We start from the raw sequence: 24,536 nt of genomic DNA on the forward strand, positions 1-24,536 counted from the left end.
CCCTCGGAGCCGACAACATCGCCAAGACCACCCGAGCGATCCGCGACGAACCCCAACGAGCACTGCCCATCCTGGGCATCACCAACGATTCCGACGTCTACGGAACTTGATCAGGCCCTGGTATGATCGCCGGTCATGAACATGGTCGACGTTGATGCGAATGATGCGGCCACCGAGCACACGACATGGGGCCAGCGAGCGGTGTGGAAGACAATGCTCGTGAATCGGCCGAACGACGCTCGATTCAACATGCACCTACGAATACCGGTGCCGGTTGGTATAAGCCTCAGGGACACTATTGCCGCAGTGCGTTCGGTCGTCGCGTGCCACGAAAGCCTGCGTACCACATTCGACGACGACGCTCCGGGCCCCCCGCGCCAACGGGTCCACAGTGCCGGCATCGTCGAGGTACCTGTCGTGGAGGATGCGGATGAGGACGGCATCGCGACTGTCACCGCGCTCGCCCAAAGGCGGTTCGACCTCACGACTGAATTGCCCGTACGCTTCGCGATCGGCGTGCGGGGCGGGGAGCCGCGGTGGATCGCGTGCGCGATGGCGCGCATCGTCACGGACGGTGCCGGTTGGAACACCCTTCTTCGCGATCTTCAGGATAGTCTGCGCGGAAGGCCGTTGGAGCGCGCCTACCAGCCACGTGAGCAAGCGCAGTGGGAGTCTTCTGCCGCCGGGCAAAGTCAGCTACGTCGATCGATGCAATTCTGGGATGCCAAGATCGCGTCGGTGCCCCCGCTGTTCACGCGCAGCCGTGGGGGGCCGCCGAACTTCCCGAGTATCACGGCATACGTCCGCGGACTCGGCTGTACCGCCCGCAATTTGGCGAGCTCGGTGGGTGTGGGCGATGCCGCGGTCTTCCTGAGCGCTCTGGTGGCGGCGCTCGCCCGGGAATTCGGAGTGTCGAGATGTGCGGTGCCGGTGCACTGCTCAAATCGTACTCGTGCGCCGTTGAAGCGTTATGTCGGTACCCTCGCGCAGCACGGCCTGTTGGCTGTCGACGTGGTGGGCGACAAGCGGCTCTTGATGCGTCAGACGGCCTCGGGATTGTTGCTGGCGGGCCGCTACAGTCTGTACGACCCGTGGACGCGGGACGACATGTTGCGCGAAAAGGGCCACGGTGCAGACGTTGAACACTTCGCGAACTTCGTGCCGTTGCCGGGTGCTCTGAATGCGCCATCCGACTTCGCGGCGGTGGGGGACCACGATGCGCTAGTCGTGGCTGATCCGCCAATTGCCTTCAGTTCGATGCGTCTGGCGGTGCAGTTCCGAACCGACGGAACGGACGCCTCGATCAGTCTTTTCGTCGACACGCGATATTTGGATCGGGACTTGATGCCCGTCCTGCTCGCCAACATGGTCGGGTTCCTCACCGACCGGCGGACGCCTGCGCAGTCACGACTGGAGAGCTACACGTGGTGAGTTCAGCGGCCCGGGTCGACGCCGCCGGGCCCTGAGTTGCCCGTGTCGGTGTTGGCGGTCTACGACGGCGAGGTGGTGTGGGCGACCTTTGCGCACTCGGGGCCACACGTGTGGGGCAGGGGAGATAGCCTGCGACCAGAAGGTTGCGTGAAGTGGCGATCGGGGCACGCGGACGCCACAGGGCTGCCGTCGGTACCCTGCTAGGTCTGGCCTGTCCGCGACGACATGAGGTATTCGTGAACGATCTTCGAGTGGTGGCGTTCGACCTCGACGACACCCTGGCGATTTCCAAGTCCCAGATCGATCGTCGGATGGCGGAGTTGCTCGGCCACCTGCTCACCGAGGTGGACGTACTGGTCATCTCCGGTGGCCGGTTCGAGCAGTTCCAGTCGCAGGTGCTCGCCCACCTCGACCTCACCGAGGAGCAGCGCGACCGCCTGCACCTGATGCCGACCTGCGGCACCCGCTACTACCGCTGGTCCGACGAGGGCTGGCGGCAGGTCTACGCGGAGGATCTCACCGGGGCCGACAAGGCCCGTGTCGTCGCCGCGCTCACCGAGTCGGCGCAGGCGCTGGGTCTGTGGGAGGCGAAGCCTTGGGGCGACATCATCGAGGACCGGGGCAGCCAGATCACGTTCTCCGCGCTGGGGCAGTCCGCCCCGCCGGCCGAGAAGTACGGCTGGGACCCGGACGGCGACAAGAAGCGCCGGCTGCGGGACGCGGTCGCGGCGAAGCTGCCCGACCTGGAGGTGCGCGGCGGCGGCTCGACCTCGATCGACGTCACCCGCAAGGGCGTGGACAAGGCGTACGGCATGCGGAAGCTGCTGGAGCACCTGGACCTGAAGATCGACAATGTGCTTTTCGTGGGTGACCGCCTGGACGTGGGTGGCAACGACTACCCGGTCAAGGCGATGGGCATCCGCTGTGTGCCGGTCACCCGCTGGGAGGAGACCGCCGACTACGTCGAGAGGCTTGTCGACGACCTGGTGAGGCAGCGCGCCGAGCGCGCCTGAGGACAGCCCGCAGGGCCCGCCCGTCCGGTGAACCGGCGGGCTCGTTCCTGGACGGCCGCGGCGGCATCGAGCGCACCATCAACGAGATCGGCACGCCAGTCGTCGGCTCGTGCGGCACCAGCACTGTGGTCAGCTACCCCTGATCGCCGAGGCGCGGCCCGGTCGGTGCGGGACCGGCCGGGCCGCGCCCGCTCACGCCGCGAGCTGGTCGACGCGGGTGAGCACCTGGTCGACCAGGCCGTACTCGCGGGCCTGCTCGGCGGTGAACCAGCGGTCGCGGTCCCAGTCGCGCTGGATCTCCTCCAGTGTCCGCCCGCTGTGCCGGGCGATCAGCTCCTGCATGGTGCGCTTCACGTGCAGCATGTTCTCGGCCTGGATGGTGATGTCCGCGGCGGTGCCGCCCATCCCGCCGGACGGCTGGTGCATCATGATCCGCGAGTGCGGGAGCGCGAACCGTTTGCCGGCCGCCCCGGCGCAGAGCAGGAACTGCCCCATCGACCCGGCCATGCCGAGCGCCAGCGTCGCCACGTCGTTCTTGACGTACCGCATGGTGTCGTAGACGGCCATGCCGGCGCTGACCGAGCCGCCCGGCGAGTTGATGTAGAGGAAGATGTCGCGCTCCGCGTCCTCGGCCGCGAGGAGCAGGATCTGCGCGCAGATCTGGTTGGCCGACGCGTCGGTGACCTCGGTGCCGAGGAAGATGATCCGTTCCTTCAGTAGCCGTTCGAAGACCCGGTCGCCGAACGCCGGCTGCCCCTCGTCGAGCATCCAGATGCCACCCATCGCCGCCACCTCCGTACCGCCGGTGGGCGGGGGACCGCCCGGGAACCCGGCGGTCTCCAGCGTCCGCCGGCCGCATCCGCGCGGCCCAGGCTTTCTGCCCGGGGCAGATTCGCCCTGGGCAGAAGCTACGCGGCGATCGGCCGCCGCCGGCCGGCGCGGGCCCGCCGCCGGGCCACCGTGACGGAGGTACGCGGACGGGGGCGGACGGTCGGGGCGGAGGGCGCCGGCCAGATCCGGATACCGCCGGCGAACCCGATCGGCGTGGCGGCGTCGAGCGCCGGACCGAGCGGCGCGGGCCCCGCGGACACGGGCCGCAGTGCGCCGCCGAGCAGCGGCGTGGCAGTGACCGGCCGGCGGGCGACGTGCGGCCGGAGCGAGACGGCGGGCCGGCGGGACACGGATGGGCGGGGCGACACGGCCGGGCGGCGCGTGACGGACAGCCGCGGCGGTCCGACCCGCAGGTGTGGCCCGGTGCGAGCGGTCGGCACCCGGTCGAACCGGGCCGCCGAGACTCCGGGGCCGACCGGTGCCGGACGCTCCCGGCGCAGCTCGTCGCGGGCCTCTTCGAGCAGGTCGGCGAGGTGGATGCCGAGCGCGCGGCAGATCGCCGCGAGCACCTCGGAGGAGGCCTCCTTGCGTCCGCGTTCGACCTCGGAGAGATAGGGCAGGGAGACGCCGGCGGCCTGGGCCACCTCGCGCAGCGTGCGGCCCTGGCGCAGGCGGACGCGCCGGAGCACCCCACCGATCACCCGTCGTAGCAACGACATGCCGGCCTCCTCGCGGTCGGGCGTCCCGGACGTCCCCATCATGCCCCGTCCACGCGCCCGGCACCTGCCCGGTCGGCCCCGGTGGTACCGACCGGGCGCCCGGCCCAGCCAGCCTGCTCGCGGCGTACCCGCTATCTTGAGGGCGTGCAGGCGACGACGGCGGAGCAGGACCGACGGTGATCCACTTTCCCGCGCAACGGCGGGGGCCGCTGAGTGCGCTGAGTCTGCGCCTGCTCGCCGCCCTGGGCCTGGTCTTCGCCACCGTGGCGCTGGTCTGGCTCGACCGCGACGGCTACCGCGACGTGGACGACAGCGGCCTGAGCCTGCTCGACTGCTTCTACTACGTGGTGGTCTCGCTCTCCACCACCGGGTACGGCGACATCACCCCGGTCAGCCCGTCGGCGCGCCTGATCAACGTCCTGTTCATCACCCCCGCCCGGGTGCTTTTCCTGATCATCCTGGTCGGCACCACCCTGGAAGTCCTGACCGAGCAGTACCGCACCGGCCGTCGCCTGTCGCGGTGGAGGAGAACCGTGAAGGACCACGTCATCATCTGTGGCTACGGCACCAAGGGCCGCAGCGCGGTGTCCGCCCTGCTGGAGAACGGCACAGACAAGTCCAAGATCGTGGTGGTCGAGCGGAGCGGGCCGGCGCTGCGGCAGGCCACCTCCAACGGGCTGGTGACGATCGAGGGCTCGGCGACCCGATCGTCGGTACTGGAGCAGGCGCATGTGCGTACCGCGAAGTCGGTCATCATCGCGACCGACAGCGACGACGCCTCGGTGCTGGTGGCGCTCACGGTCCGGCAGCTCACCGCCGGTCAGGTGCGCATCATCGCGGCCGTCCGGGAGGCGGAGAACGCTCCGCTGCTCAAGCAGAGCGGCGCGCACCACGTGATCGTCTCGTCGGCCACGGCCGGGCGGCTGCTCGGCCTGTCCACCTCGGCCCCGCCTCTGATCGACGTGGTGGAGGACCTGCTCACCCCGGGGCAGGGCATGGCGCTGGCCATGCGGTCGGCCGAGCGCAGCGAGGTGGGCCGCTCACCGCGCGAGCTGGAGTCGCTGGTCATCGCGCTGGTCCGCCGGGGCAAGGTGGTCACGCTCAACGACCGCGCCGCCTCGGTGATCGAGACCGGCGACATGCTCGTCCACGTCCGGGACGACCGGCCGCAGGCCACGTCCGCGCTCTGACCCCGCGCCGCTTGAGCGCCTGCGGTCAGCAGGCGCCCGTGCCGCCCTCCGCGATCACTTCACCGCAGGTCGAGGACCGGCCCTGGGTGGCCCGTCGCAGCAGGTCGTAGAGCAGGGCCCGCTCGCCGGGTGCCAGCGCGCCGAGGACCTCCTCCTCCGCCCCGGCGAGCGCGCACTCGGCCTCGCGCAGTCGCTTCGTGCCCGCGTCGGTGAGGCGTACCTCGTGCCGCCGGCGGTCCTCCGGGGAGCGGCGGCGCTCGGCCAGGCCGCCCGCCTCCAGGTCGTTGAGCAGCCCGACCACATTCGTGCTGTCGATCTGGAGCGTGCCGGCCAGCGCCTGCTGGCTGATGCCGCCGGAGTCGCGCAGCACGGTGAGCGCCACCAGATGGCGGGGGCGCAGGCCCAGCGGCGCCAGCACCGACTCCGAGCGCAGCCGCATCCGGCGGGCCAGGTGATCGAGCAGGGGCCCGGAGCGGCGCTCGGACTCCTCGACCGGTGCGGCGGACATGTGACCCAGTTTACGCGCCCCGAGGAACATCGGCCTGCTATAAATAGTTCGTCCCACGCGAACGATTATCGGAGGGGTAACCGCAAATGGCGCACCTACTACACGTCGACTCCAGCATCACCGGCGAGCGGTCGATCAGCCGGCGGCTCACCGCCCGCGCCGCCGCCGCGTGGCGCGCCGCCCACCCGGACGGCACCGTCACCTACCGCGACCTGGGGCAGAACCCACTGCCGCACCTGAACACGGCGAGCGGCCTCGCGCGCATGGTGCCGCCGGATCAGCACACGCCGGATCAGCAGGCGTCCTGGCGGCTGACCGAGGCGGTCGTGGCCGAGGTCAAGCAGGCCGACACGGTCCTGCTCGGGCTCCCGCTCTACAACTACGGCCCGCCCAGCAGCGTGAAGTCCTGGGTCGACCACCTGATCGCCCCGGGCATCGCGTACGACCCGGCGACGAACGCCGGGCTGCTCGGCGACCGCCAGTTCGTCGTCCTGGTCAGCCGCGGCGGTGGGTACGGCCCGGGCACCCCACGGGAGGGCTGGGACCATGCCGAGCCGTGGCTGCCACACGGCCTGTCCCTGACCGGGCTGGAGCCGCGGTTCATCTGCGCCGAGCTGACCCTCGCCCCGGTCAACCCGGCGATGACCGAGCTGATCCCGCTGTTCGAGCAGAGCCTCGCCGCGGCCGAGCGGGCCGTCGACGAGCTGTGGTTGCCCGCCTCGGCGGCCGCCTGACCGAACCGCCGTCACACGCGAAGGGCGGGCCGTTCCACGGGGGAACGGCTCGCCCTTCGCGTGTGACGGGTCAGCGGCGGATCAGAGAATCGTCCAGGTGTCGCCGCTGCCGAGCAGCGCGGCGAGCTGCTGCTCCGGGGTCCGGTCGACGGTGGCCTTGGCGGCCGCGACCTGCTCCTGCACCACGCTGTCGTAGGAGGGACGGTCCACCGACCGGAACACCCCGATCGGGGTGTTGCTCAGGTCCAGGCCGGGCAGCCGGGACAGCGCGAACGCGTACGCCGGGTCCGCCACGCCCGCGTCGTGCACCACGATCTCCTCGACCGGCGTGTTAGCGGTCTCCCGGACCTCCAGCCCGAAGCCGCCCGGCGGGTGGACGACGCAGAACTGCCCGCCCGCGCCGAACGTGATCGGCTGTCCGTGCTCCAGCCGGATCAGGAAGTCGTCCCGAGTGGCCGGTTCCTTCAGCGGGTCGAACGCGCCGTCGTTGAAGATGTTGCAGTTCTGGTAGATCTCCACGAACGCGGAACCCTCGTGCTGGGCGGCGGCCCGCAGCACCGACTGGAGGTGCTTGCGGTCCGAGTCGATCGTCCGGGCCACGAACGTGGCCTCGGCGCCGAGCGCCAGCGACAGCGGGTTGAACGGTGCGTCGGCCGAGCCGACCGGCGTCGACTTGGTGATCTTGCCGACCTCGGAGGTCGGCGAGTACTGGCCCTTGGTGAGCCCGTAGATCCGGTTGTTGAACAGCAGGATCTTCAGGTTCACGTTGCGGCGCAGCGCGTGGATCAGGTGGTTGCCGCCGATGGAGAGCGCGTCGCCGTCACCGGTGACCACCCAGACGGACAGATCCGGCCGGGACACCGACAGGCCGGTGGCGATCGCCGGGGCCCGGCCGTGGATCGAGTGCATGCCGTACGTGTTCATGTAGTACGGGAAGCGCGACGAGCAGCCGATGCCCGAGACGAAGACGATGTTCTCCCGGGGGATGTTCAGCTCCGGCATGAAGCCCTGCACGGCCGCCAGGATGGCGTAGTCGCCGCAACCGGGGCACCAGCGCACCTCCTGGTCGGACTTGAAGTCCTTGGCGGTGAGCTTGAGGGCGACGGGCTCAGACATTCTTCAGGACCTCTTCCAGCATCGTCTCCAGCTCGGCGGCGGTGAACGGCAGGCCGCGGACCTGGTTGTAGCCGATCGCGTCGACCAGGTACTTCGCCCGGATCACGTGGGCGAGCTGGCCGAGGTTCATCTCCGGCACGACCACCTTGTCGTACCGGCCCAGCACCTCGCCGAGATTCGCCGGCATCGGGGCCAGGTGCCGCAGGTGGGCCTGGGCCACCGAGAGCCCGCGCTGGCGCAGGCCACGGCAGGCGGCGCCGATCGGCCCGTACGTCGAACCCCAGCCCAGCACCAGCACCCGGGCGTCGCCGTCCGGGTCCTCCACCTCGACGTCGGGGACCGGGATGGTCTCGATGCGGGCCGCCCGGGTCCGCACCATGAAGTCGTGGTTGGCCGGGTCGTACGAGATGTCGCCGGTCTTGTCGGCCTTCTCCAGGCCGCCGATCCGGTGTTCCAGACCGGCCGTGCCGGGCACCGCCCACGGGCGGGCCAGCGTCTGCGGATCCCGCAGGTAGGGAAGGAACGTGGTGCCGTCCTCGCCGTTCGGCTTCGTGGCGAACTCGACCCGCAGGTCGGGCAGCGACTCCACGTCCGGCAGCAGCCACGGCTCGGAGCCGTTGGCGACGTAGTTGTCCGACAGCAGGATCACCGGGGTGCGGTAGGTCAGCGCGATCCGGGCCGCCTCCAGCGCCGCGTGGAAGCAGTCGGCCGGGGACTTCGGCGCGATCACCGCGACCGGTGCCTCCCCGTGCCGGCCGTACAGGGCCATGTTCAGGTCGGCCTGCTCGGTCTTGGTGGGCATGCCGGTGGACGGACCGGCCCGCTGCACGTCGACGATGACCAGCGGCAGTTCCAGCGCCACCGCCAGGGAGATCGTCTCGCTCTTGAGCGCCACGCCCGGACCGCTCGTGGTGGTGACGCCGAGCGAGCCGCCGTACGACGCGCCGAGCGCCGCCCCGACCGCGGCGATCTCGTCCTCGGCCTGCATGGTGACCACGCCGAACTTTTTGTGCCTGCTCAGCTCGTGCAGGATGTCCGAGGCCGGCGTGATCGGGTACGCGCCGAGGAATACCGGCAGCCCGGAGCGCACCCCGGCGGCCACCAGGCCCAGCGACAGTGCCGCGTTGCCGGTGATGTTCCGGTAGGTGCCCGGCAGCATCTTGGCCGGCTTGACCTCGTACCGGACGGCGAAGTCCTCGGTGGTCTCGCCGAAGTTCCAGCCGGCCCGGAACGCCGCCACGTTCGCCGCCACCAACTCGGGGCGGGCCGCGAACTTGCGCTCCAGGAAGCGCAGCGTGGACTCGTACGGGCGGGAGTACATCCAGCTCAGCAGCCCGAGCGCGAACATGTTCTTGGCCCGCTCGGCGTCCTTCTTGGACACGTCGTGCTCGGCCAGCGCGCCGATCGTCATCGAGGTGAGCGCCACCGGGTGCACCGCGTACCCGGCGAGCGAGTCGTCGTCCAGCGGGCTGGCCGCGTAGCCGACCTTGGCCAGGTTGCGCCGGGTGAACTCGTCGGTGTTGACGATGATGTCCGCCCCGCGCGGCAGGTCGGCCAGGTTGGCCTTGAGCGCGGCGGGGTTCATCGCCACCAGCACGTTCGGCGCGTCGCCCGGGGTCAGGATGTCGTAGTCGGCGAAGTGCACCTGGAAGCTCGACACGCCGGGCAGGGTGCCGGCGGGAGCCCGGATCTCGGCGGGGAAGTTGGGCAACGTGGAGATGTCGTTGCCTAGCTGCGCCGTCTCCGAGGTGAACCGTTCGCCGGTGAGCTGCATGCCGTCGCCGGAGTCACCGGCGAACCGGATGACCACCCGGTCCAGCTGACGGATCTGCTTGGTCACACCCGCACCTCGCTTCACATGAGCGCCGTCGCCCCTGCCGGCCCGGCCCGCTCCGATTCTCACGTCAGAGCCTACGTCGCCACGTTAGGGCCACCTTGGTCGAGGTCCGACGTATGGGACTGGATCGGGCCGCTGTATGCCCTGCTTTGCAGCGTTTAGTACCTGGGCCCGTAACCCAGATCACCACATATCCATGATCACCGGTCGGTGATCGGACGCTCCGGCACGGTGATGTCGCTGCGGCGGCGCAGCGAACGGGTCGCCAGCGTCAGCGCGAGCACGACCAGGAGACCGGACACGGCGATGAGCGCGACGGCGACCCCCCGGACCGAGGTGCCGCCGCCGTCCCCTCCGCCGGCGGCGACGAGGACGCCCTGCGAGCCGGTCGGGGCCGGCGCCCCGCCGGGCGGGACGGCACCCGCCGCCGCCGCGCTGATCCGGAAGCTCATCTGCATCTGCCGGTCCAGCCCGCTGCGCGGATCCAGCCGGCCGATCACCGCGCCGGACAGGGGCGCCCGCCGCTGTGCCTCCGCCGAGGCGGCCAGCGTCAGCCGTACGGTCGTGGTCCGCCCGGCCGCCAGCGCGCCCAGCTCGCAGCGGGTCCGATCGGACGACACCGGGGCGCAGCCGCTCTCGCTGCCGGCCACGGTCACCCCTTCGGGCAGGAGCACCTCGATCCGGCCCGCCGCGTCGACCTCGCCGGTGTTGCCGAGCCGGACGGTGAGCGTGCTGGGCGCGCCGCTGATGTCGAACAGCACCTCGTCGGCCCGCAGCGAGATGCCGGGTACCGGCGGCCCGGGCGGGAACAGCACCGCGAAGCCCTCGTCGTCGTACGCCGCTCCGGTCACGCCGGGCGCGACGGCGGTGACCTGGACCGATCCGGCCAGCGGCATGGTCCGCCAGGCGTTGCCGTCGACCCGGAGCTGGATGGTCGCGCTGAACCGGGCGCCCGGCTCCGCGTCCCACCCGACACAGCGGTGGTTGCCGCCGCCGGCCGGTTCGCAGCCCGGGGTGCCCGCGTCGGTCAGGCCGGGCGGCAGCGTGTAGCCCAGGCTGATCCGCTCCGTCCGCCCGCCGGTGTTGGTCACCGTCACCCGCAGCGTGGCCACCGTGGCGTCGGCGTTCCAGTAGGCCGGCGGGAGGACCACGTCCTCGGTGTTCACGCGTACCCCGAGGGGACCGCCGGCCGGCTGCGCCGGCGGTGGCGGCGGGGTCTTGACCGGCGGTGCGACGGGTGGGGGCGCCGGTGCCGTGGTGGCCGGCGCTGCGGTGGTCGGCGCCGGTCCGGCGGGCGCGCTCGTCGGCGGCGGGGCCGGCGGGGTGGTGACCGGCGGCGGGGGATCGGTCGCGGGTGGCGGCGGCTCGGTGGGCGGCGGGGCCGTCGCCGTGGTCGTGGGCTCGCCGGTGGGCGCGGGCTCGGTGGGCTCGCCGCCGGGATCGACGCCCGGTTCCGCGGGCTCGATCATCCGGGGCGCGGCGGCCGGCCCCGGGTGGGCGGCGGCCCCGACCGGCGCCACCGCCACCAGCGCCGCGACCAACGCGGGCGCCAGCAGCGTGAGGGTGCGGCGGAGCGCGACCCGCCGAAGGGGTCGAACGCGCAGGCGGGCCATCTGTCCTCCGGGACGATCAAGAGCTCTCATTATTCGGTGATGCTTGCCGTTCAGCACTAGTCCTGCCAGGAAACAACTTCGTAACGTGTCCGGGACATCTGGACGGGACCGGTACGCTCCGGTCGTGACCGGATATCTCGGCTCCTACGCGACGCTCGGTCTGCTGCTGCTCGCCGCAGTGCTCTTCTTCGTGACGGCGTTCTCCGCGAACCGGGTGTTACGTCCGAGCCGGCCGGCCGAGCCGTGGGGCAAGCGGACCACGTACGAGTGCGGCATCGACCCGGTCGGCGGCGACTGGGCCCAGATGCAGATCCGGTACTACGTCTACGCGTATCTGTACGTGCTCTTCGCGGTCGAGGCGGTCTTCCTGTTCCCGTGGGCGCTGGTCTTCGACCGGCCCGGCTTCGGCGCCACCACCGTCGTGGAGATGGGCGTCTTCGTGGCGATCGTCGCGCTCGGCATCCTCTACGCGTGGCGGCGCGGCGTCCTACGCTGGACCTGACCCGTCAGCTAGGCCAGCCCGCGCCGGGTCACCGCCGGCGGCCGGTCGCCCCGGATCGACGCCACCATGTCCAGCACCCGGCGGGTCTCGCGGACCTGGTGGGCGCGGAACACCCGGGCGCCGAGCCAGGCCGAGACCGCTGTCGCGGCGAGCGTCCCCTCCAGCCGCTCGGGCACCGGCAGGTCGAGCGTCTCGCCGATGAAGTCCTTGTTCGACAGGGCCACCAGCAGCGGCCAGCCGGTGCCGGTCAGCTCCGCCAGCCGCCGCGTGATCTCCAGCGAGTGCCGGGTGTTCTTGCCGAAGTCGTGCGCCGGGTCGATCAGGATGCCGTCCCGGCGCACACCCAGCCCGGCCGCGCGTTCGGCCAGCCCGGTCACGGTGCCGACCACGTCGGCCACCACGTCGTCGAAGGCGGCCCGGTGCGGCCGGGTACGCGGGGCGAGCCCGCCGGCGTGCGAGCAGACCAGCCCGGCGCCGGTCGCCGCGGCGACCCGGGCCAGTGCCGGATCCGCCCCCGACCAGGTGTCGTTGAGCAGGTCCGCGCCGGCCGCGACCGCCTCCACGGCCACCTCCGCGCGCCAGGTGTCGATGGAGACGACCACGTCGGGGAAGGCGGACCGGACCGCCGCGATCGTGTCCACCGTCCGCCGGATCTCCTCGGCCACGTCCACCTCGTCGCCCGGCCCGGCCTTCACCCCGCCGATGTCGATGATCTCGGCGCCCTCGTCCACCGCGCGTTCCACCGCGCGCAGCGCGCTGTCCTGGGCGAAGGTGGCGCCCCGGTCGAAGAACGAATCCGGGGTGCGGTTGACGATCGCCATCACCACCAGCTCACCGGGGCCGAACGTCCGTCCGCCCAGCCGCAACGCCCCGGCCATGCCCGCCTCCTCGCCGCCGGACCGCACCGGCCGGTCCGACGCTATCCGGTCCCGCCCGCGCCACCCGCGCCGGTCCCGCGAGCCGCAGGCATTTGCCGACCGGACGTCCCGGAGGGCTCGCCCGATCCCGGCCCGCATGCCACGATCTGTGCATGGGTGAGGTTCTGCTCCTCTTGGTCGTCGCGCTGACCGTCGCGGCTGTGGTGTTCGGGGTGACGGTGCTCGTCTCCGGCAAGGACCCGGGACTCACCCCGGCCGAGCCGGACGGACGGGCCGTGCCCCTGCCCGGCAGCCGTCCGCTCGACGAGTCGGACGTGTCCGACGTCCGCTTCGACACGGCGCTGCGCGGTTACCGGATGAGCCAGGTCGACGCGGCGCTGCGCCGGGCGGCGTACGACATCGGCTACAAGACCGAGCTGATCGGCGTCCTGGAGGCGGAGAACGCGGCCCTGCGGGACGGGCGCACCGAGGACGCCGACGCGCTGCGCCGGGCGCGCGAGGAGGCCGCCGCGACCCGCCCCGAGACCCAGCAGACGCCCGGCCCGTCCACCCCGGAGCCGGTGGTGATCGACCTGTCCGCGCCCGAGCCGCCGGCCCGTACCGACGCCGACGGGCAGCCGGCCCGTACCGACGCCGACGGGCCACCGGAACGCGCCCCGGCCGAGGCGGGCGTGGCGGAGGCCCCCGCCTCCGCGGCGACCGAGGACACCGTCTCCCCGGCGAACGGGATCGCCGCCGGCCCGGACCGCGTCGACGACGACCGGGAGCGCGGCTCCGTGGTCCGCTCGGAGTCGGCGTGACCGGCGCCGACCGGGCGGCCGACGACTTCGCCGAGGCGTCCCGCCGCGGCGCCGCCGAGGTCACCGCCACGGTGATCGTCGAGGCTCCGGCCGACCGGGTGTTCGCCGCCCTCACCGCGTGGGAGCGGCAGTCGGACTGGATCCCGCTGACCCGGGTCCGGGTGGTCGAGGGCGACGGTGGCGAGGGCAGCCTGGTCGAGGCGGTCACCGCGCTCGGTCCGGCCGTGTTGCGCGACGAGATGCGGGTGGTCCGGGTCGACGCGCCGTACGAGGTCGGCGTGGTGCACTGCGGCAAGCTGCTGCGCGGCCCCGGCGTGTTGCGCTGCACCCCGATGGACCGTGACCGCACGCAGGTGGTCTGGCACGAGTGGTTCCACCTGCCGGGCGGGGCGGCCGGCCGGGTGGCGTGGCCGGTGCTCTGGCCCGGCTCGAAGTTCAGCCTCACCCAGGCGCTGAAGAAGTTCGCCCGGCTGGTCGAGCAGGGCCGCCTGCCCTGATGGCGGTCGGCGCGGCGGGCCTGTCGGTGGCCCGGCCTATCGTGGACGCCGTGACTGACCTGGTGACCGGCCCCGACGGGCGGCCGCGCTGCGCCTGGGGGGCGAGCACCCCCGACTACGCCGTCTACCACGACGAGGAGTGGGGCCGCCCGCTGCGCGGCGACGACGCGCTCTACGAACGGCTGACGCTGGAGGCGTTCCAGTCCGGCCTGTCCTGGCTGACCATCCTGCGTAAGCGGCAGGCGTTCCGGAACGCCTTCGCCGGCTTCCGGATCGAGTCGGTGGCCCGCTACGGCGACGCCGACGTGACCCGGCTGATGGCCGACGCCGGCATCGTCCGCAACCGCGCCAAGATCGAGGCGGCGGTCGCCAACGCCCGGGCCGCGTCGGACCTGCCCGAGGGTCTCTCCGCGCTGCTCTGGTCCTTCGCGCCCCCGCCCCGGGCCGCGCGTCCCCGGTCCTTCGCCGAGGTGCCGGCCACCAGCCCGGAGTCAGTGGCGATGGCCAAGGCGCTCAAGAAGCGGGGCTTCCGGTTCGTCGGCCCCACGACCGCCTACGCGCTGATGCAGGCCACCGGCATGGTCGACGACCACCTGGCCGACTGCCACGTGAACGGTGACCGGGCCGGGGTGTGACGGAGCGCGCCACCTACGGCGTGATGGGATTGGGGCATGACCGACACCGAGCCGCGTACGAGCGGGACGACAGACGGTGCGACCACGACCGGAGCCTGGGCGGTGCTGCTGCCCGCCGAGCGCTTCGCAGCCGAGCGGCTGGTACACCACGACCTGCTGGAGCTGACCGGGCTGTCCGAGGCGGCCCGCCCCCGGCCCGGTGACCGGGTGGCAGTGCTCGTCGACGAGCCGCTGCGCCTGGTCGCGCTCGGCCGGGTCGCGCTCGCGTCGTCCGAGACCCGGGAGGACCCGGACGATCCGCAGTCCGACGCGGTGGCCGGGTCGCTCGTGGTCGCGTACACCCGGCGGGTGCTCGACGAGCCGGTGCCGGTCGACGGCCCGGCGCCGGACGGCCCGGTCGTGGCGCTCGACCCGGCCCGCTGGCGGTCGCTGGCCGATCGGCTCGGCCCGCCGCCCGCCCGCAGCACCTGGCTGGTCAGCCTGGACCTGCCGATCGAGGCCGCGTCGCGCGCCGAGGCGGTACGGATCTTCTGGTCCTACGTGCAGGACCTGGGCCCGCGGGAGCTGCCGGCGTTCGTCTCGCCGTACGGCGACGAGCTGGCCATGCAGGCGTTCGTGCTCGGCGTCGAGGCCAACCAGGACCCGGAGGAGGACGACTGAATCCTCCCGGCGCGGCCGGCCCGGTCAGCGGCCCTCGAAGACCGGCTTCTGCTTGGCGACGAACGCCATCGTGGCGGCCCGGTGGTCGGCGGTGGCGCCGCAGATCGCCTGGGCCTGCGCCTCGGCGGCCAGCGCGTCCGCGAGCGTGCCCGCGTCGGCGATGGAGAGCTGACGCTTGATCGCCCCGTACGCGACGGTCGGGCCGGCGGCGAGCCGGGCGGCCAGTTCCTGCGCCGACGGGAGCACCTGCTCGTCGTCGTCCACCAGCCTGGTCAGCAGGCCCAGCCGGCAGGCATCCTCGGCACCGACCGGCTCGGCGAGCATCAGCAGCTCGACGGCCTTGGCGTGGCCGACCAGCCGGGGCAGCGTCCAGGAGGCGCCGGTGTCGGCGGCGAGGCCCACCCCGGCGAACGCCATCAGGAACCGGGTCTTCGGGCCGCCGATGCGGAAGTCGGCCAGGAACGTCAGCGAGGCGCCGGCCCCGGCGGCCATCCCGCGCACCGCGGCCACCACCGGCTTGGGCAGGTTGGCCAGCCGGGCGGCGATCGGGTTGTAGTGCGCCCGCACGGTGCCCAGCGGGTCGGTCTCCGAGGTCTCCAGCGTCCGCACGTGCTCATGCAGGTCCTGCCCGGCGCTGAACGAGCCGCCCGCGCCGGCGAGCACGACCGCCCGGCAGGACCGGTCGGTCTCCAGCTCGGCCAGCGTGTCCCGGAGCGCCTCCTTGAGCGCCACGTCGAGCGAGTTCATCGCCGTCGGGCGGTTCAGCGTCAGGGTGACGACGGCGTCGGTGCGGTCGACGAGGAGCGGCTCGGTCACGTTCTAACGACCCTTCTGTCGGGCGAGGCGGTTGCCGGCGTCGAGGCACTGTTCGACGTACCGGTCGGCGGCCGGCCGGAGCCGGGCCGCGTGCCGGTCGAAGAAACTGGCCGCGCTGGTGCCCGGCCAGCGCTCGGGCAGCAGTGCCGGGGGCAGTTGCGGATCCCGGAACAGGAACGTACGCCATGCGTGCACGAGCCGGAACCGGGCCGCGTACGCGTCCTCGTCGCTGCTGCGGACCGTGACGCCGGAGAGCAGCGGCTTCTGCTCGGCGACGAACCGCTCGTACGCCCGCCCGATCTCGGCCAGGTCCCAGGCGCGGCGGACCACGCCCATGGCGCCGGGTGTGCCGGCCGCGTGGGCGGCGGTGAACCGCTCGTAGCGCACGCCCGCCTCGTCGAGCAGCAGGTCGACGTCCTCGCCCGGGCGGGTGGCCACCCAGGTGCAGTCGTCGAGCGTGCCGTAGCCGAGGAAGGCGAGGTTCGCGGCGAGCCGCTGCCGGTCCCGGCGGGAGGAGGGTGCGGTGAGCACCAGGAGGTCGAACCGTCCGTCCCAGCTGTGCCGTCCGGTCCGGTAGATCCGGGACGCCGCCTCGTCGAGTCGACGAGCCGCCTTCGGGGTGATCGAATATCCCGGTCCGGACGCGAGCCGGAGTGGTTCCAGCCAGCCCTGGCGGACCATCCGGGAGACCGCGGTGCGTACCGCCGGTGGGGCGATTCCGAGTGGGGCGAGTAGCTTGACCAGGGCGGCGACCGGTGCGCGGCCACCCCGGGCCCGGAGGTGGTCGCCGTACAGGTCGAAGAGTGCCGACCGTGCCTGCATGACCGCACATTGTGACAGGCCTATCCAAGATAAGCTAGATGCTGTTACATCAATGCTGCTTCGGTTTGGGTCCGGCGGTGTTCATCAGGGAAAATCGTCTGTCGAGCCTTCCGCGACGGTTGCGGATGGCGATGGCGAAGTGGCTGTGGGGCAACTCACCGAACCTGGTGTAGGTCTGAGGGGAGACAACATGGCGGCGATGAAGCCGCGGACGGGCGACGGTCCGCTGGAAGTCACCAAGGAGGGCCGGGGCATCGTCATGCGGGTCCCGCTGGAGGGTGGTGGCCGGCTCGTCGTCGAGATGACTCCCGACGAGGCCACCGCGCTCGGTGACGCGCTGAAGGCGGCTGCGGGCTGATTCGAGGAGTGTCCCGCGCGGCGTCCGCCGTGCGGGCGGTTCGTCCTACCCTGAGCCACCGGGATGCCCGGTGGCTCAGGGTATTTCCTCGACGGGTGCGTGATGGAATGCGCCCGTTCAACCCATTTCGGAGGTACGGTCCAGCGTGCTGGTCATTCGTCTGGTGAGTGGGCCCGCGGGGCCCGACGCTCTCGTCCTGCCCGTCTGTCCCGGAGGGTCGGACTCGCCGGTATCCCCGGACCCGGTGATCTCGCCGGACTCCACGGCCCGACTGGTCCCGACCGCCGTGGCGCTCGACGCCGACATCCCGGTCGAGGCCGCCGCCGTCCTGCCCGCCACCCGGCTCACCGGCGCGGCCGGCGAGGTACGCGAGCACCTGCGTCCCGGCGGCTCCCCGGCCCGGCTGTGGCTGCTGGGCGTCGGTGGCGGCGACGAGCGCGACTGGCGCACCGCCGGAGCGGCTCTGGCCCGCGCGGCGAAGGATGAGACGCAGATCACCATCGCGCTTCCCGCCGAGGCGACGGCGGCACTGCGCGGCCTCGCCGAAGGGCTGCTGCTCGGCTCGTACCGCTTCCGTCTCACCGAGGCCGGCGGGCGTCCCGCCCTGGCCGAGGTGTCGGTCCTCGTCGACGACCCGGACGCTCTCGCCGGCACGCTCGACGCCGCCCGGGCCACCGCCGAGACGACCCGGCTCGCCCGCGACCTGACCAACATGCCGTCGTCCACCAAGAACCCGGAGTGGTTCGCCGCGCAGGTGGCCGAGGCCGTGTCCGGGCGCTCCGACCTGCACCTGCGGGTACGCGGCCCGGAGGAGCTGGCGGCCGAGGGCTTCGGCGGCCTGCTGGCCGTCGGCGGCGGCTCCGCGAGCGGCCCGCGCCTGGTGGAGCTGGACTGGCGGCCGGAGGGCGCCCGGACCCACGTCGTGCTCGTCGGCAAGGGCATCACGTTCGACACCGGCGGCATCTCGATCAAGCCGGTGCCGGCCATGAAGCTCATGCGCAAGGATATGGCCGGTGCCGCCGCAGTGATCGCCGCGACGCTCGGCGCCGCGGAACTGCGCCTGCCGGTCCGGGTCACCACGCTCGCCCCGCTCGCCGAGAACATGGTCAGCGGCGCGGCGTTCCGCCCCGGCGACGTGATCCGGCACTACGGCGGACTGACCAGCGAGAGCACCAACTCCGACGCCGAGGGCCGGCTGGTGCTCGCCGACGCGCTGGCGTACGCGGTCCGCGAGCTGAAGCCCGACCTGCTGATCGACCTGGCTACGCTGACCGGCGCGAACGCCGTGGCCCTCGGCAAGCGGCACGCCGCGCTCTACAGCGAGAACGACGCGCTCGCGGCCGGCCTGCTCGACGCGATCACCGCGGCGGGCGAGCGGGCCTGGCGGATGCCGCTCGCGGACGACTACGTCGAATACCTGGCCAGCGAGATCGCCGACCTGCACAGCTCCCCGGCGCAGGGGGCCGGCTCGGTGGTCGCCGCGCTGTTCCTGCGGGAGTTCACCGGCGACCTGCGGGACAGGTGGGCGCACCTGGACATGTCCGCGCCGTCGTGGTCCGACGACACGCACGGCGAGCTGGTCAAGGGCGCCACCGGCTGGGGCGTGCGCGGGCTGCTGCGCTGGCTCGCGACCATGGGCTGAATCGGGCGTGCAGGGGCACGCTGGGTTGAATCGGGCGTGCAGGGGCACGCTGGGTTGAATCCGGCCGGTCAGGCCTTCACGGCGGCGAGCAGGCCGTGGCCGACCGGCAGCAGCGCGGGCACCCAGTGCTCCGACTCGCGGATCGCCTTGATGGTCTCCCGCACGGTGACCGTCTCGACGTCCCGCGCGGCCGGGTCGCCGATCCGGCCGGCCGCCAGCGCGCCGTTGAGCGCGAGCACCCCGCCGGGGCGCAGCAGCCGCAGCGCCGCGTCCACGTACGCGGCGAAGCCGGTCGACACCGCGTCCACGAACACCAGGTCGTAGGCGCCGTCCGCGAGCCGCGGCAGCACGTCGAGGGCCCGGCCGGTGATGATCCGGGTACGCCCCGACGGGAAGCCCGCCTCCTGGAACAGCCGCCGGGCGATGCGCTGGTATTCGACCTCGACGTCGATCGTGGTGAGCACGCCGTCGGGGCGCATGCCGCGCAGCAGCCACACGCCGCTCACCCCGGTGCCGGTGCCGATCTCCACCACGGCGCGGGCGTTGCCGGCGGCGGCGAGCAGCCGCAGGGCGGCGCCCGACCCGGGCGTGACCGCCTCCACCCCCACCTCGTGGGCGAGGGCGCGGGCCGTGCGCAGCACGAGATCCTCGGTGACGAAAGACTCGGCGAAGTGGAGCGCCTGGGCCGTCGAACTGCCGTGACCGGCGACCGTGGCGATGGGACACCTCCGAGGGGCGGACTGGTGCGAGGGGCGGTATGCACTGTGAGCGTAGAGGCGGGCCGGTACCGGCGCAGCCGCGAGTCCGACGTGCGGTGCTCACGGAGGGCAACCCCTGACCCCGTTCGCGCCATCCGTGTAATCCTGGAGGTGTCCCGCGCGTCACTGTCGTCCGGCTCCGCCGGCCGCCGGCGCGGGGCCAGCGGGACGAGTGGGAGGCACCGACGTGACCGACGGCTGGGACTGGCGGCGGCCGGGCGGATCGCCGGCACCGGGTGGGCCGGCGTCCGGACGACCGCCGCAGGACGCCCCGGGTCAGGCGACGTCGCCGTGGTGGTCCGACGCGCTGGCCGACCCGTGGCGAGACCCGTACGCACCCGCCGCGGTGGTGGTGCCGGCGGCGCCGACGCCCGGGGCGGGGGAGCCGGAACCGGTCACCGACCCGGATCTGCCGGCCCGGCCGGGGATGCGCCAGGTGGTGCTGATATCCCTGGTCACGGCGCTGCTGGCCGGTTCGCTCGGCAGCGCCCTGACGTACGCCCTCCTGCGCGGCGGTGACGTGCCGACGATCGGCGCACAGAGCGGGCAGGCCCCGGCGCTGGCCCAGCGCAAGCCCGAGTCACTGGCCGGGGTCGCCGAGCGGGTCCTGCCCAGCGTGGTCACGATCCGGGTGGTCAGCCTCGGCGGCACCAGCGAGGGCTCCGGCTTCGTGGCGACCAGCGAGGGCCACATCGTCACGAACGACCACGTGGTCGCCGACGGGACCGGCAGGGCCACAGTCGTGTTCAACGACGGCAGCACCGCCGCCGGCACCGTGGTCGGGCAGGACCCGGAGTCGGACCTCGCCGTGATCAAGGTCTCGCGCGGCGGGCTGACGCCGGTGCGGTTCGGCGACTCCGACGCGCTCGCGGTCGGTGACCCGGTGCTCGCCATCGGGTCACCGTTGTCGCTCGCCAACACCGTCACCGCCGGAATCGTGAGCGCGCTGGACCGGACCATGCAGGCCGGTGAGCCGGGCGGGCCGACGCGCTACTACGCGGCGATCCAGACCGACGCGGCGGTGAACCACGGCAACTCCGGCGGCCCGCTCGTGGACGGCGCCGGGCGGGTGGTCGGGGTGAACTCGACGATCAAGTCGCTGGTGGCCGACGGGCAGGAGGCGGGCAACATCGGCCTCGCGTTCGCCATCCCGATCAACCAGGCGAAGCGGATCGCCGAGGACATCATCGGCACCGGCAAGGCCCGGCGTACCGTGATCGGCGCCCAGGTGGGCGGCACCGGCGCCACCGGCGGCGGGGTACGCCTCAACGCGGTCGAGCCGGCCGGCCCGGCGGCGGCGGCCGGACTGCGTACCGGGGACGTGGTGCTCCGGCTGAACCGGCGCCCGATGACCGATCCGACCGACCTGGTGGCCCTGGTGCGCAAGTACGCGCCCGGTTCGGTGGTGACTGTCGAGTACCGGCGCGGGTCGTCGCGGCAGAACGCGTCGGTGACGCTCGCCGCGGATGCGAAGTGAGGACCGGTCACCCCCTCCCCGAGGGTCACCCGACGTGCGTAGTCTTGCCCTGACACGGACGAGGAGGCCGCGGTGTTCGAGAACCTGAACTGGTGGGAGATCGGCGTCCTGCTGCTCCTGGCGCTGTTGATCTTCGGTGATCGGCTGCCCAACGTGATCAACGACGGCCTCCGGATGGTCCGCAACCTGCGCAACATGGCGCACAACGCCACCGGTGACCTGAGCCGCGAGCTGGGCACGGACATCCAACTGGAGGATCTGCACCCCAAGGCGTTCATCCGCAAGCACCTGCTCAGCGAGGACGACGAGCAGGCGATCCGCAAGCCGCTCCAGAGCATGTACGACAACCTGCGCTCGGATGTCACAGGCGTGCACGACGAGCTGAAGGACGTGGCAAAGGCGGCCGACCTGCGCACCCCCGGCGTGGCCACCAGCACCCCCGCCCCCACCCCACCGGCCCCCCGCCCGTCCTACGACGACGCCACCTGACGCCGCCCCTCGCCCCGCTTGCGCCGTCGGAAACGGGACCGCCCCCACCCCGCGTGCGGCGGGAAGGGGGCGGTGGGGAGGGGCGGGTGGGCTCTAGCGGCCGGCGGGCTTGAGGCCCAGGGGCTTGCCGAGCAGCGACTCGCGGCGGACGGCCAGCCGGTCGGCGACCTGGAACAGGGCCTTCGCGGCCGGAGCGTCCGGCTGCGCCAGCACGATCGGCTGACCGGCGTCGCCGCCCTCGCGTACCCGGGTGTCCAACGGGATCTGCCCCAGCACCGGCACCTGCGCACCGATCGTCCGGGTCAGCGACTCGGCCACGGCCGCGCCGCCGCCGGACCCGAAGACCTCCATCCGGGAGCCGTCCGGCATCTCCAGCCAGGACATGTTCTCGATCACACCGACCACCCGCTGGTGGGTCTGCAACGCGATCGCGCCGGCCCGCTCCGCCACCTCGGCGGCGGCCGCCTGCGGCGTGGTGACGACCAGGATCTCCGCGTTCGGCAGCAACTGGGCCACCGAGATCGCGATGTCGCCGGTGCCCGGCGGCAGGTCGAGCAGGAGGACGTCCAGGTCACCCCAGTAGACGTCGGCGAGGAACTGCTGAAGCGCCCGGTGCAGCATCGGCCCGCGCCAGACCACAGCGGCGTTGCCGGGGGTGAACATGCCGATCGAGATGACCTTCACGCCGTGCGACTGCGGCGGCATGATCATGTCCTCGACGCGGGTCGGCGCGCCGTCGGCACCGAGCATCCGGGGCACCGAGTGGCCGTAGATGTCCGCGTCCACCACACCCACCGACAGGCCGCGCGAGGCCAGCGCCGCGGCCAGGTTGACGGTGACGCTGGACTTGCCGACACCGCCCTTGCCGCTGGCGACCGCGTAGACGCGGGTCCGCGAGCCCGGCTGGGCGAACGGGATCACCGGCTCGGCGGTGGCGCCGCCACCGCGCAGCTTCGACTGGAGCTCCTGGCGCTGCTCCGGGCTCATCACACCGAAGGTGATCTCCACGCCGCTCACACCGGGCACGGCGGCCACGGCGGCGGTGATGTCACTGCGCAGCTTGTCCTTCAGCGGGCAGCCGGCCACGGTGAGCAGCAGCTCCACCCGGACCACGCCGTCCTCGCCGCGCTCGGCGGACTGGACCATGCCGAGTTCGGTGATCGGCCGGCGGATCTCCGGGTCGTTGACGGTGGCCAGGGCGGCCTGGATCGCGTCGGAGACGGTGCTGACGGGTGCTGACATGCCCGCAATGCTACGTCGCGGGTCATCGGCCACCGGCGCTGGCGGGGGCGGTGTGAGCGATTCGATGGCCGGTCAGGCGTCGCGCCGGCCGTCCCGCGCGTAGTCACTGTCCAGCTCGTCCCGGGGCTCGTCCAGCGGCTCGCCGCCCGCCCGCCGGCCCGCACGCTCCTGCTGCCGCCGCTCCAGCTTGCGCCGCCGCTCGGCCGCCTCGTCCAGTTCCTCACCCAGCCGGGTCAGCTCCGAGCGCAGGAAGTCCCGGGTCGCCACGTCTCCCATCGCGATCCGCAGCGCGGCGATCTCCCGGGCCAGGTACTCCGTGTCGGCCTTCTGGAGCGTGGCCCGCCGCCGGTCCTCGTCCAGCGCGATCCGGTCCCGGTCCGCCTGCCGGTTCTGCGCGAGCAGGATCAACGGCGCCGCGTACGACGCCTGCAGCGAGAGGATCAAGGTCAGGAACGTGAAGGTGTACGGGTCGAAGCGCAGATCCGCCGGCGCCAGCGTGTTCCACAGGAACCAGGCCACCAGGATCAGCGTCATGTAGACGAGGAAGTTCGCCGTACCCATGCCCCGGGCGATGCCCTCGGCCCAGCGGCCGAACGTCTCCGCGTCGACCCGCGGCAGGTGCAGGCTCCGCGGGGCGCGCGGCTGGTCGAGCCGGTCGCCGCGTCGCTGGTCACTCATCGTCGCCGTCCAGGGTGCCGTCGTCGGTGGCGGACGAGGTGGAGGCCGCGTCCCGGTCCCGCCAGTCCCGCGGCAGGGAATGGTCCAGCACGTCGTCCACGGTCACCGCGCCGACCAACCGGTTGTTCCGGTCCACCACCGGCATGCCGACCATGTCGTACGTGGCCATCCGGCGGGTGATCTCGGGCAGCGGGGTCGACGTGCGCAGCGGGTCGATGTCGTTCACCACGATGCCGCCGAGCAGGTCGGCCGGCGGTTCGCGGAGCAACCGCTGGAAGTGCACCATACCCAGGTAGCGGCCGGTCGGCGTGGTCAGCGGGGCACGGGCCACGAAGACCTGGGCCGCCACCGCCGGGGACAGCTGCGCCTCCCGGATCCGGGCGAGCGCCTCGGCCACCGTGGCGTCAGGCGGCAGGATCACCGGTTCCGAGGTCATCACGCTGCCGGCCGTGCCGGAGGCGTAGCGCAGCAACTGGCGTACCGGGTCGGCCTCGTCCGGCTCCATCAGGTCCAGCAGCACGTCCTGCTCCGGCGGAGGCAGCTCGTTGAGCAGGTCGGCCGCGTCGTCCGGCTCCATCTCCTCCAGCACGTCGGCGGCGCGCTGGCGGTCCAGCGCGGCCAGGATCTCCACCTGGTCGTGCTCGGGCAGCTCGCTCAGCACGTCGGCCAGGCGTTCGTCGTCGAGCGCGGCGGCCACCTCGTTGCGCCGGGCGTCGGGCAGATCCTGGAGGGCGTTCGCCAGGTCGGCCGGACGCATGTCCTCCAGGACGGCGAGCAGGTTCGCCGTACCCCGGTTGTCGCCGACCGCGCCCAGCCCGCGGACCCGGTCCCAGTCGACCTGGTGGAGGTTGCCGCGACGGGTGAGCCGGCCGGTGTGCTCGCGCACGGCGACGCGGCTCAGCGACCACTCGCCGCCGCGGCTGCACTCCATCGCCACGTCCACCACCGAGCCGGCCCGCCCGCTATCGAGCTGGACCCGGCGGTCCAGCAGCTCCTGGAGCACCAGCAGCTCGTTCGGACGCTTCTCGAACCGGCGCAGGTTGAGCGTGCCGCTGCCGAGCACCACCGCGTCCGGATCGATGGAGGTGATCCGGTTGATGGACAGGAAGATGCGCCGCCGCATCGGCATCTCGGCGACCAGACCGACCACCTCCGGCGGTCGCTGGGTCGCGCGCATCCGGGCCACCGCGTCGCGGACGCGGCCGACCTGGTCGCCGTTCGGGTCGAAAACGGCGACTCCGGCGAGTCGAGCGAGGTAGACCCGGTTCGGCGTGCTCACGGCCACCAGCC

The 24,536-nt window shown here is 72.6% G+C and carries 26 protein-coding genes; 13 read left to right on the forward strand and 13 right to left on the reverse strand.

Features of this window, described 5'->3' with window-relative positions; all coding sequences use genetic code 11:
- Positions 1-135: 135 nt before the first annotated feature.
- Positions 136-1,431, forward strand: coding sequence for a condensation domain-containing protein (locus C569_RS0127490; protein WP_081636062.1), 1,296 nt, complete (start codon positions 136-138; stop codon positions 1,429-1,431).
- 236 nt (positions 1,432-1,667) lie between these two features.
- Positions 1,668-2,444, forward strand: coding sequence for an HAD-IIB family hydrolase (locus C569_RS0127495; RefSeq protein WP_026268722.1), 777 nt, complete (start codon positions 1,668-1,670; stop codon positions 2,442-2,444).
- A gap of 192 nt (positions 2,445-2,636) precedes the next feature.
- Here C569_RS0127495 and C569_RS0127500 read toward each other — a convergent pair whose 3' ends face one another.
- A complete protein-coding gene (locus tag C569_RS0127500) occupies positions 2,637-3,227 on the reverse strand; it encodes an ATP-dependent Clp protease proteolytic subunit (protein WP_018788935.1) in 591 nt (196 codons plus the stop codon).
- 125 nt (positions 3,228-3,352) lie between these two features.
- A complete protein-coding gene (locus C569_RS0127505) occupies positions 3,353-3,994 on the reverse strand; it encodes a helix-turn-helix domain-containing protein (protein ID WP_026268723.1) in 642 nt (213 codons plus the stop codon).
- Between the two features lie 176 nt (positions 3,995-4,170).
- Here C569_RS0127505 and C569_RS0127510 point away from each other — a divergent pair, with 176 nt between their 5' ends.
- The gene (locus C569_RS0127510) at positions 4,171-5,184 is read left to right on the forward strand and encodes a TrkA family potassium uptake protein (protein WP_018788937.1); all 1,014 of its coding nucleotides are present in this window, start codon (positions 4,171-4,173) and stop codon (positions 5,182-5,184) included.
- A 25-nt stretch (positions 5,185-5,209) separates the two neighbouring features.
- Here C569_RS0127510 and C569_RS0127515 read toward each other — a convergent pair whose 3' ends face one another.
- The gene (locus C569_RS0127515; RefSeq protein WP_018788938.1) at positions 5,210-5,692 is read right to left on the reverse strand and encodes a MarR family winged helix-turn-helix transcriptional regulator; all 483 of its coding nucleotides are present in this window, start codon (positions 5,690-5,692) and stop codon (positions 5,210-5,212) included.
- Positions 5,693-5,778: 86 nt separating this feature from the next.
- Between C569_RS0127515 and C569_RS0127520 the strand changes: the two genes are divergently transcribed.
- Positions 5,779-6,426, forward strand: coding sequence for an FMN-dependent NADH-azoreductase (locus C569_RS0127520; protein WP_018788939.1), 648 nt, complete (start codon positions 5,779-5,781; stop codon positions 6,424-6,426).
- Between the two features lie 81 nt (positions 6,427-6,507).
- On the opposite strand, the gene C569_RS0127525 is transcribed toward C569_RS0127520, so the two are convergent.
- The 3 genes from C569_RS0127525 to C569_RS0127535 form a co-directional block, all read right to left on the reverse strand.
- Positions 6,508-7,542, reverse strand: a complete 1,035-nt coding sequence (locus tag C569_RS0127525; protein WP_018788940.1) for a 2-oxoacid:ferredoxin oxidoreductase subunit beta — start codon at positions 7,540-7,542, stop codon at positions 6,508-6,510.
- Positions 7,535-9,382, reverse strand: a complete 1,848-nt coding sequence (locus C569_RS0127530; protein ID WP_018788941.1) for a 2-oxoacid:acceptor oxidoreductase subunit alpha — start codon at positions 9,380-9,382, stop codon at positions 7,535-7,537. Before C569_RS0127530 ends, C569_RS0127525 begins: the two co-directional genes overlap by 8 nt.
- Before the next feature lie 197 nt (positions 9,383-9,579).
- Positions 9,580-10,992, reverse strand: coding sequence for a hypothetical protein (locus C569_RS0127535; protein WP_026268725.1), 1,413 nt, complete (start codon positions 10,990-10,992; stop codon positions 9,580-9,582).
- A gap of 124 nt (positions 10,993-11,116) precedes the next feature.
- Here C569_RS0127535 and C569_RS0127540 point away from each other — a divergent pair, with 124 nt between their 5' ends.
- Positions 11,117-11,494 (forward strand): NADH-quinone oxidoreductase subunit A, encoded by a 378-nt coding sequence (locus tag C569_RS0127540; protein WP_018788942.1) that lies wholly within the window; start codon positions 11,117-11,119, stop codon positions 11,492-11,494.
- Positions 11,495-11,502: 8 nt separating this feature from the next.
- Here C569_RS0127540 and folP read toward each other — a convergent pair whose 3' ends face one another.
- On the reverse strand, positions 11,503-12,372 hold the full coding sequence (gene folP / locus C569_RS0127545) for a dihydropteroate synthase (RefSeq protein WP_026268726.1): 870 nt from the start codon (positions 12,370-12,372) through the stop codon (positions 11,503-11,505).
- Positions 12,373-12,524: 152 nt separating this feature from the next.
- Between folP and C569_RS0127550 the strand changes: the two genes are divergently transcribed.
- The 4 genes from C569_RS0127550 to C569_RS0127565 are packed head-to-tail and all read left to right on the forward strand — an operon-like array spanning position 12,525 to position 14,964.
- Entirely contained in the window at positions 12,525-13,172 is a 648-nt protein-coding gene (locus C569_RS0127550; RefSeq protein WP_018788944.1) for a DivIVA domain-containing protein, read from the forward strand.
- Complete coding sequence (locus tag C569_RS0127555; RefSeq protein WP_018788945.1) at positions 13,169-13,669, forward strand: SRPBCC family protein; 501 nt, start codon at positions 13,169-13,171, stop codon at positions 13,667-13,669. Before C569_RS0127550 ends, C569_RS0127555 begins: the two co-directional genes overlap by 4 nt.
- 50 nt (positions 13,670-13,719) lie before the next feature.
- Complete coding sequence (locus tag C569_RS0127560; RefSeq protein WP_026268727.1) at positions 13,720-14,304, forward strand: DNA-3-methyladenine glycosylase I; 585 nt, start codon at positions 13,720-13,722, stop codon at positions 14,302-14,304.
- Between the two features lie 36 nt (positions 14,305-14,340).
- Entirely contained in the window at positions 14,341-14,964 is a 624-nt protein-coding gene (locus C569_RS0127565; protein WP_018788947.1) for a hypothetical protein, read from the forward strand.
- Between the two features lie 24 nt (positions 14,965-14,988).
- On the opposite strand, the gene C569_RS0127570 is transcribed toward C569_RS0127565, so the two are convergent.
- Together C569_RS0127570 and C569_RS0127575 are read right to left on the reverse strand one after the other, a co-directional pair.
- Positions 14,989-15,780 carry an enoyl-CoA hydratase-related protein gene (locus tag C569_RS0127570; RefSeq protein ID WP_018788948.1) on the reverse strand — a complete coding sequence of 264 codons (792 nt, stop codon included), beginning with the start codon at positions 15,778-15,780 and terminating at the stop codon, positions 14,989-14,991.
- Positions 15,781-15,783: 3 nt separating this feature from the next.
- A complete protein-coding gene (locus tag C569_RS0127575; RefSeq protein ID WP_018788949.1) occupies positions 15,784-16,602 on the reverse strand; it encodes a PaaX family transcriptional regulator C-terminal domain-containing protein in 819 nt (272 codons plus the stop codon).
- A 190-nt stretch (positions 16,603-16,792) separates the two neighbouring features.
- On the opposite strand from C569_RS0127575, the gene C569_RS32765 reads away from it, so the two are divergent.
- On the forward strand, positions 16,793-16,960 hold the full coding sequence (locus tag C569_RS32765) for a DUF3117 domain-containing protein (RefSeq protein WP_013283866.1): 168 nt from the start codon (positions 16,793-16,795) through the stop codon (positions 16,958-16,960).
- A gap of 145 nt (positions 16,961-17,105) precedes the next feature.
- On the forward strand, positions 17,106-18,602 hold the full coding sequence (locus tag C569_RS0127585; RefSeq protein ID WP_026268728.1) for a M17 family metallopeptidase: 1,497 nt from the start codon (positions 17,106-17,108) through the stop codon (positions 18,600-18,602).
- A 68-nt stretch (positions 18,603-18,670) separates the two neighbouring features.
- Here the strand turns inward: C569_RS0127585 and C569_RS0127590 are convergent, their stop codons facing one another.
- Positions 18,671-19,321 carry an O-methyltransferase gene (locus tag C569_RS0127590; protein ID WP_081636063.1) on the reverse strand — a complete coding sequence of 217 codons (651 nt, stop codon included), beginning with the start codon at positions 19,319-19,321 and terminating at the stop codon, positions 18,671-18,673.
- A gap of 211 nt (positions 19,322-19,532) precedes the next feature.
- Between C569_RS0127590 and C569_RS0127595 the strand changes: the two genes are divergently transcribed.
- Both C569_RS0127595 and C569_RS0127600 read left to right on the forward strand, forming a co-directional pair.
- A complete protein-coding gene (locus C569_RS0127595; protein ID WP_018788952.1) occupies positions 19,533-20,837 on the forward strand; it encodes a S1C family serine protease in 1,305 nt (434 codons plus the stop codon).
- A gap of 72 nt (positions 20,838-20,909) precedes the next feature.
- Entirely contained in the window at positions 20,910-21,326 is a 417-nt protein-coding gene (locus C569_RS0127600; protein ID WP_018788953.1) for a hypothetical protein, read from the forward strand.
- 93 nt (positions 21,327-21,419) lie between these two features.
- On the opposite strand, the gene C569_RS0127605 is transcribed toward C569_RS0127600, so the two are convergent.
- From C569_RS0127605 to C569_RS0127615, 3 genes are all read right to left on the reverse strand, one after another.
- Positions 21,420-22,568, reverse strand: coding sequence for an Mrp/NBP35 family ATP-binding protein (locus tag C569_RS0127605; RefSeq protein ID WP_018788954.1), 1,149 nt, complete (start codon positions 22,566-22,568; stop codon positions 21,420-21,422).
- A gap of 72 nt (positions 22,569-22,640) precedes the next feature.
- Positions 22,641-23,246 carry a DUF1003 domain-containing protein gene (locus tag C569_RS0127610; protein ID WP_018788955.1) on the reverse strand — a complete coding sequence of 202 codons (606 nt, stop codon included), beginning with the start codon at positions 23,244-23,246 and terminating at the stop codon, positions 22,641-22,643.
- Positions 23,239-24,525 carry a magnesium transporter MgtE N-terminal domain-containing protein gene (locus C569_RS0127615; protein ID WP_026268729.1) on the reverse strand — a complete coding sequence of 429 codons (1,287 nt, stop codon included), beginning with the start codon at positions 24,523-24,525 and terminating at the stop codon, positions 23,239-23,241. Before C569_RS0127615 ends, C569_RS0127610 begins: the two co-directional genes overlap by 8 nt.
- Positions 24,526-24,536: the final 11 nt, after the last annotated feature.

The sequence above is a fragment of the Micromonospora sp. CNB394 genome (assembly GCF_000374985.1).
Classification (GTDB): Bacteria; Actinomycetota; Actinomycetes; order Mycobacteriales; family Micromonosporaceae; genus Micromonospora; species Micromonospora marina.

Coding starts and splice junctions, on each gene's coding strand:
- C569_RS0127550 (WP_018788944.1), top strand. CDS start 12,525: ATGGGTGAGGTTCTGCTCCTCTTGGTCGTCGCGCTGACCGTCGCGGCT.
- C569_RS0127525 (WP_018788940.1), bottom strand. CDS start 7,542: ATGTCTGAGCCCGTCGCCCTCAAGCTCACCGCCAAGGACTTCAAGTCC.
- C569_RS0127500 (WP_018788935.1), bottom strand. CDS start 3,227: ATGGGTGGCATCTGGATGCTCGACGAGGGGCAGCCGGCGTTCGGCGAC.
- C569_RS0127515 (WP_018788938.1), bottom strand. CDS start 5,692: ATGTCCGCCGCACCGGTCGAGGAGTCCGAGCGCCGCTCCGGGCCCCTG.
- C569_RS0127505 (WP_026268723.1), bottom strand. CDS start 3,994: ATGTCGTTGCTACGACGGGTGATCGGTGGGGTGCTCCGGCGCGTCCGC.
- C569_RS0127520 (WP_018788939.1), top strand. CDS start 5,779: ATGGCGCACCTACTACACGTCGACTCCAGCATCACCGGCGAGCGGTCG.
- C569_RS0127565 (WP_018788947.1), top strand. CDS start 14,341: ATGACCGACACCGAGCCGCGTACGAGCGGGACGACAGACGGTGCGACC.
- C569_RS0127610 (WP_018788955.1), bottom strand. CDS start 23,246: ATGAGTGACCAGCGACGCGGCGACCGGCTCGACCAGCCGCGCGCCCCG.
- C569_RS0127490 (WP_081636062.1), top strand. CDS start 136: ATGAACATGGTCGACGTTGATGCGAATGATGCGGCCACCGAGCACACG.
- C569_RS0127605 (WP_018788954.1), bottom strand. CDS start 22,568: ATGTCAGCACCCGTCAGCACCGTCTCCGACGCGATCCAGGCCGCCCTG.
- C569_RS0127575 (WP_018788949.1), bottom strand. CDS start 16,602: ATGCAGGCACGGTCGGCACTCTTCGACCTGTACGGCGACCACCTCCGG.
- C569_RS0127535 (WP_026268725.1), bottom strand. CDS start 10,992: ATGGCCCGCCTGCGCGTTCGACCCCTTCGGCGGGTCGCGCTCCGCCGC.
- folP (WP_026268726.1), bottom strand. CDS start 12,372: ATGGCCGGGGCGTTGCGGCTGGGCGGACGGACGTTCGGCCCCGGTGAG.
- C569_RS32765 (WP_013283866.1), top strand. CDS start 16,793: ATGGCGGCGATGAAGCCGCGGACGGGCGACGGTCCGCTGGAAGTCACC.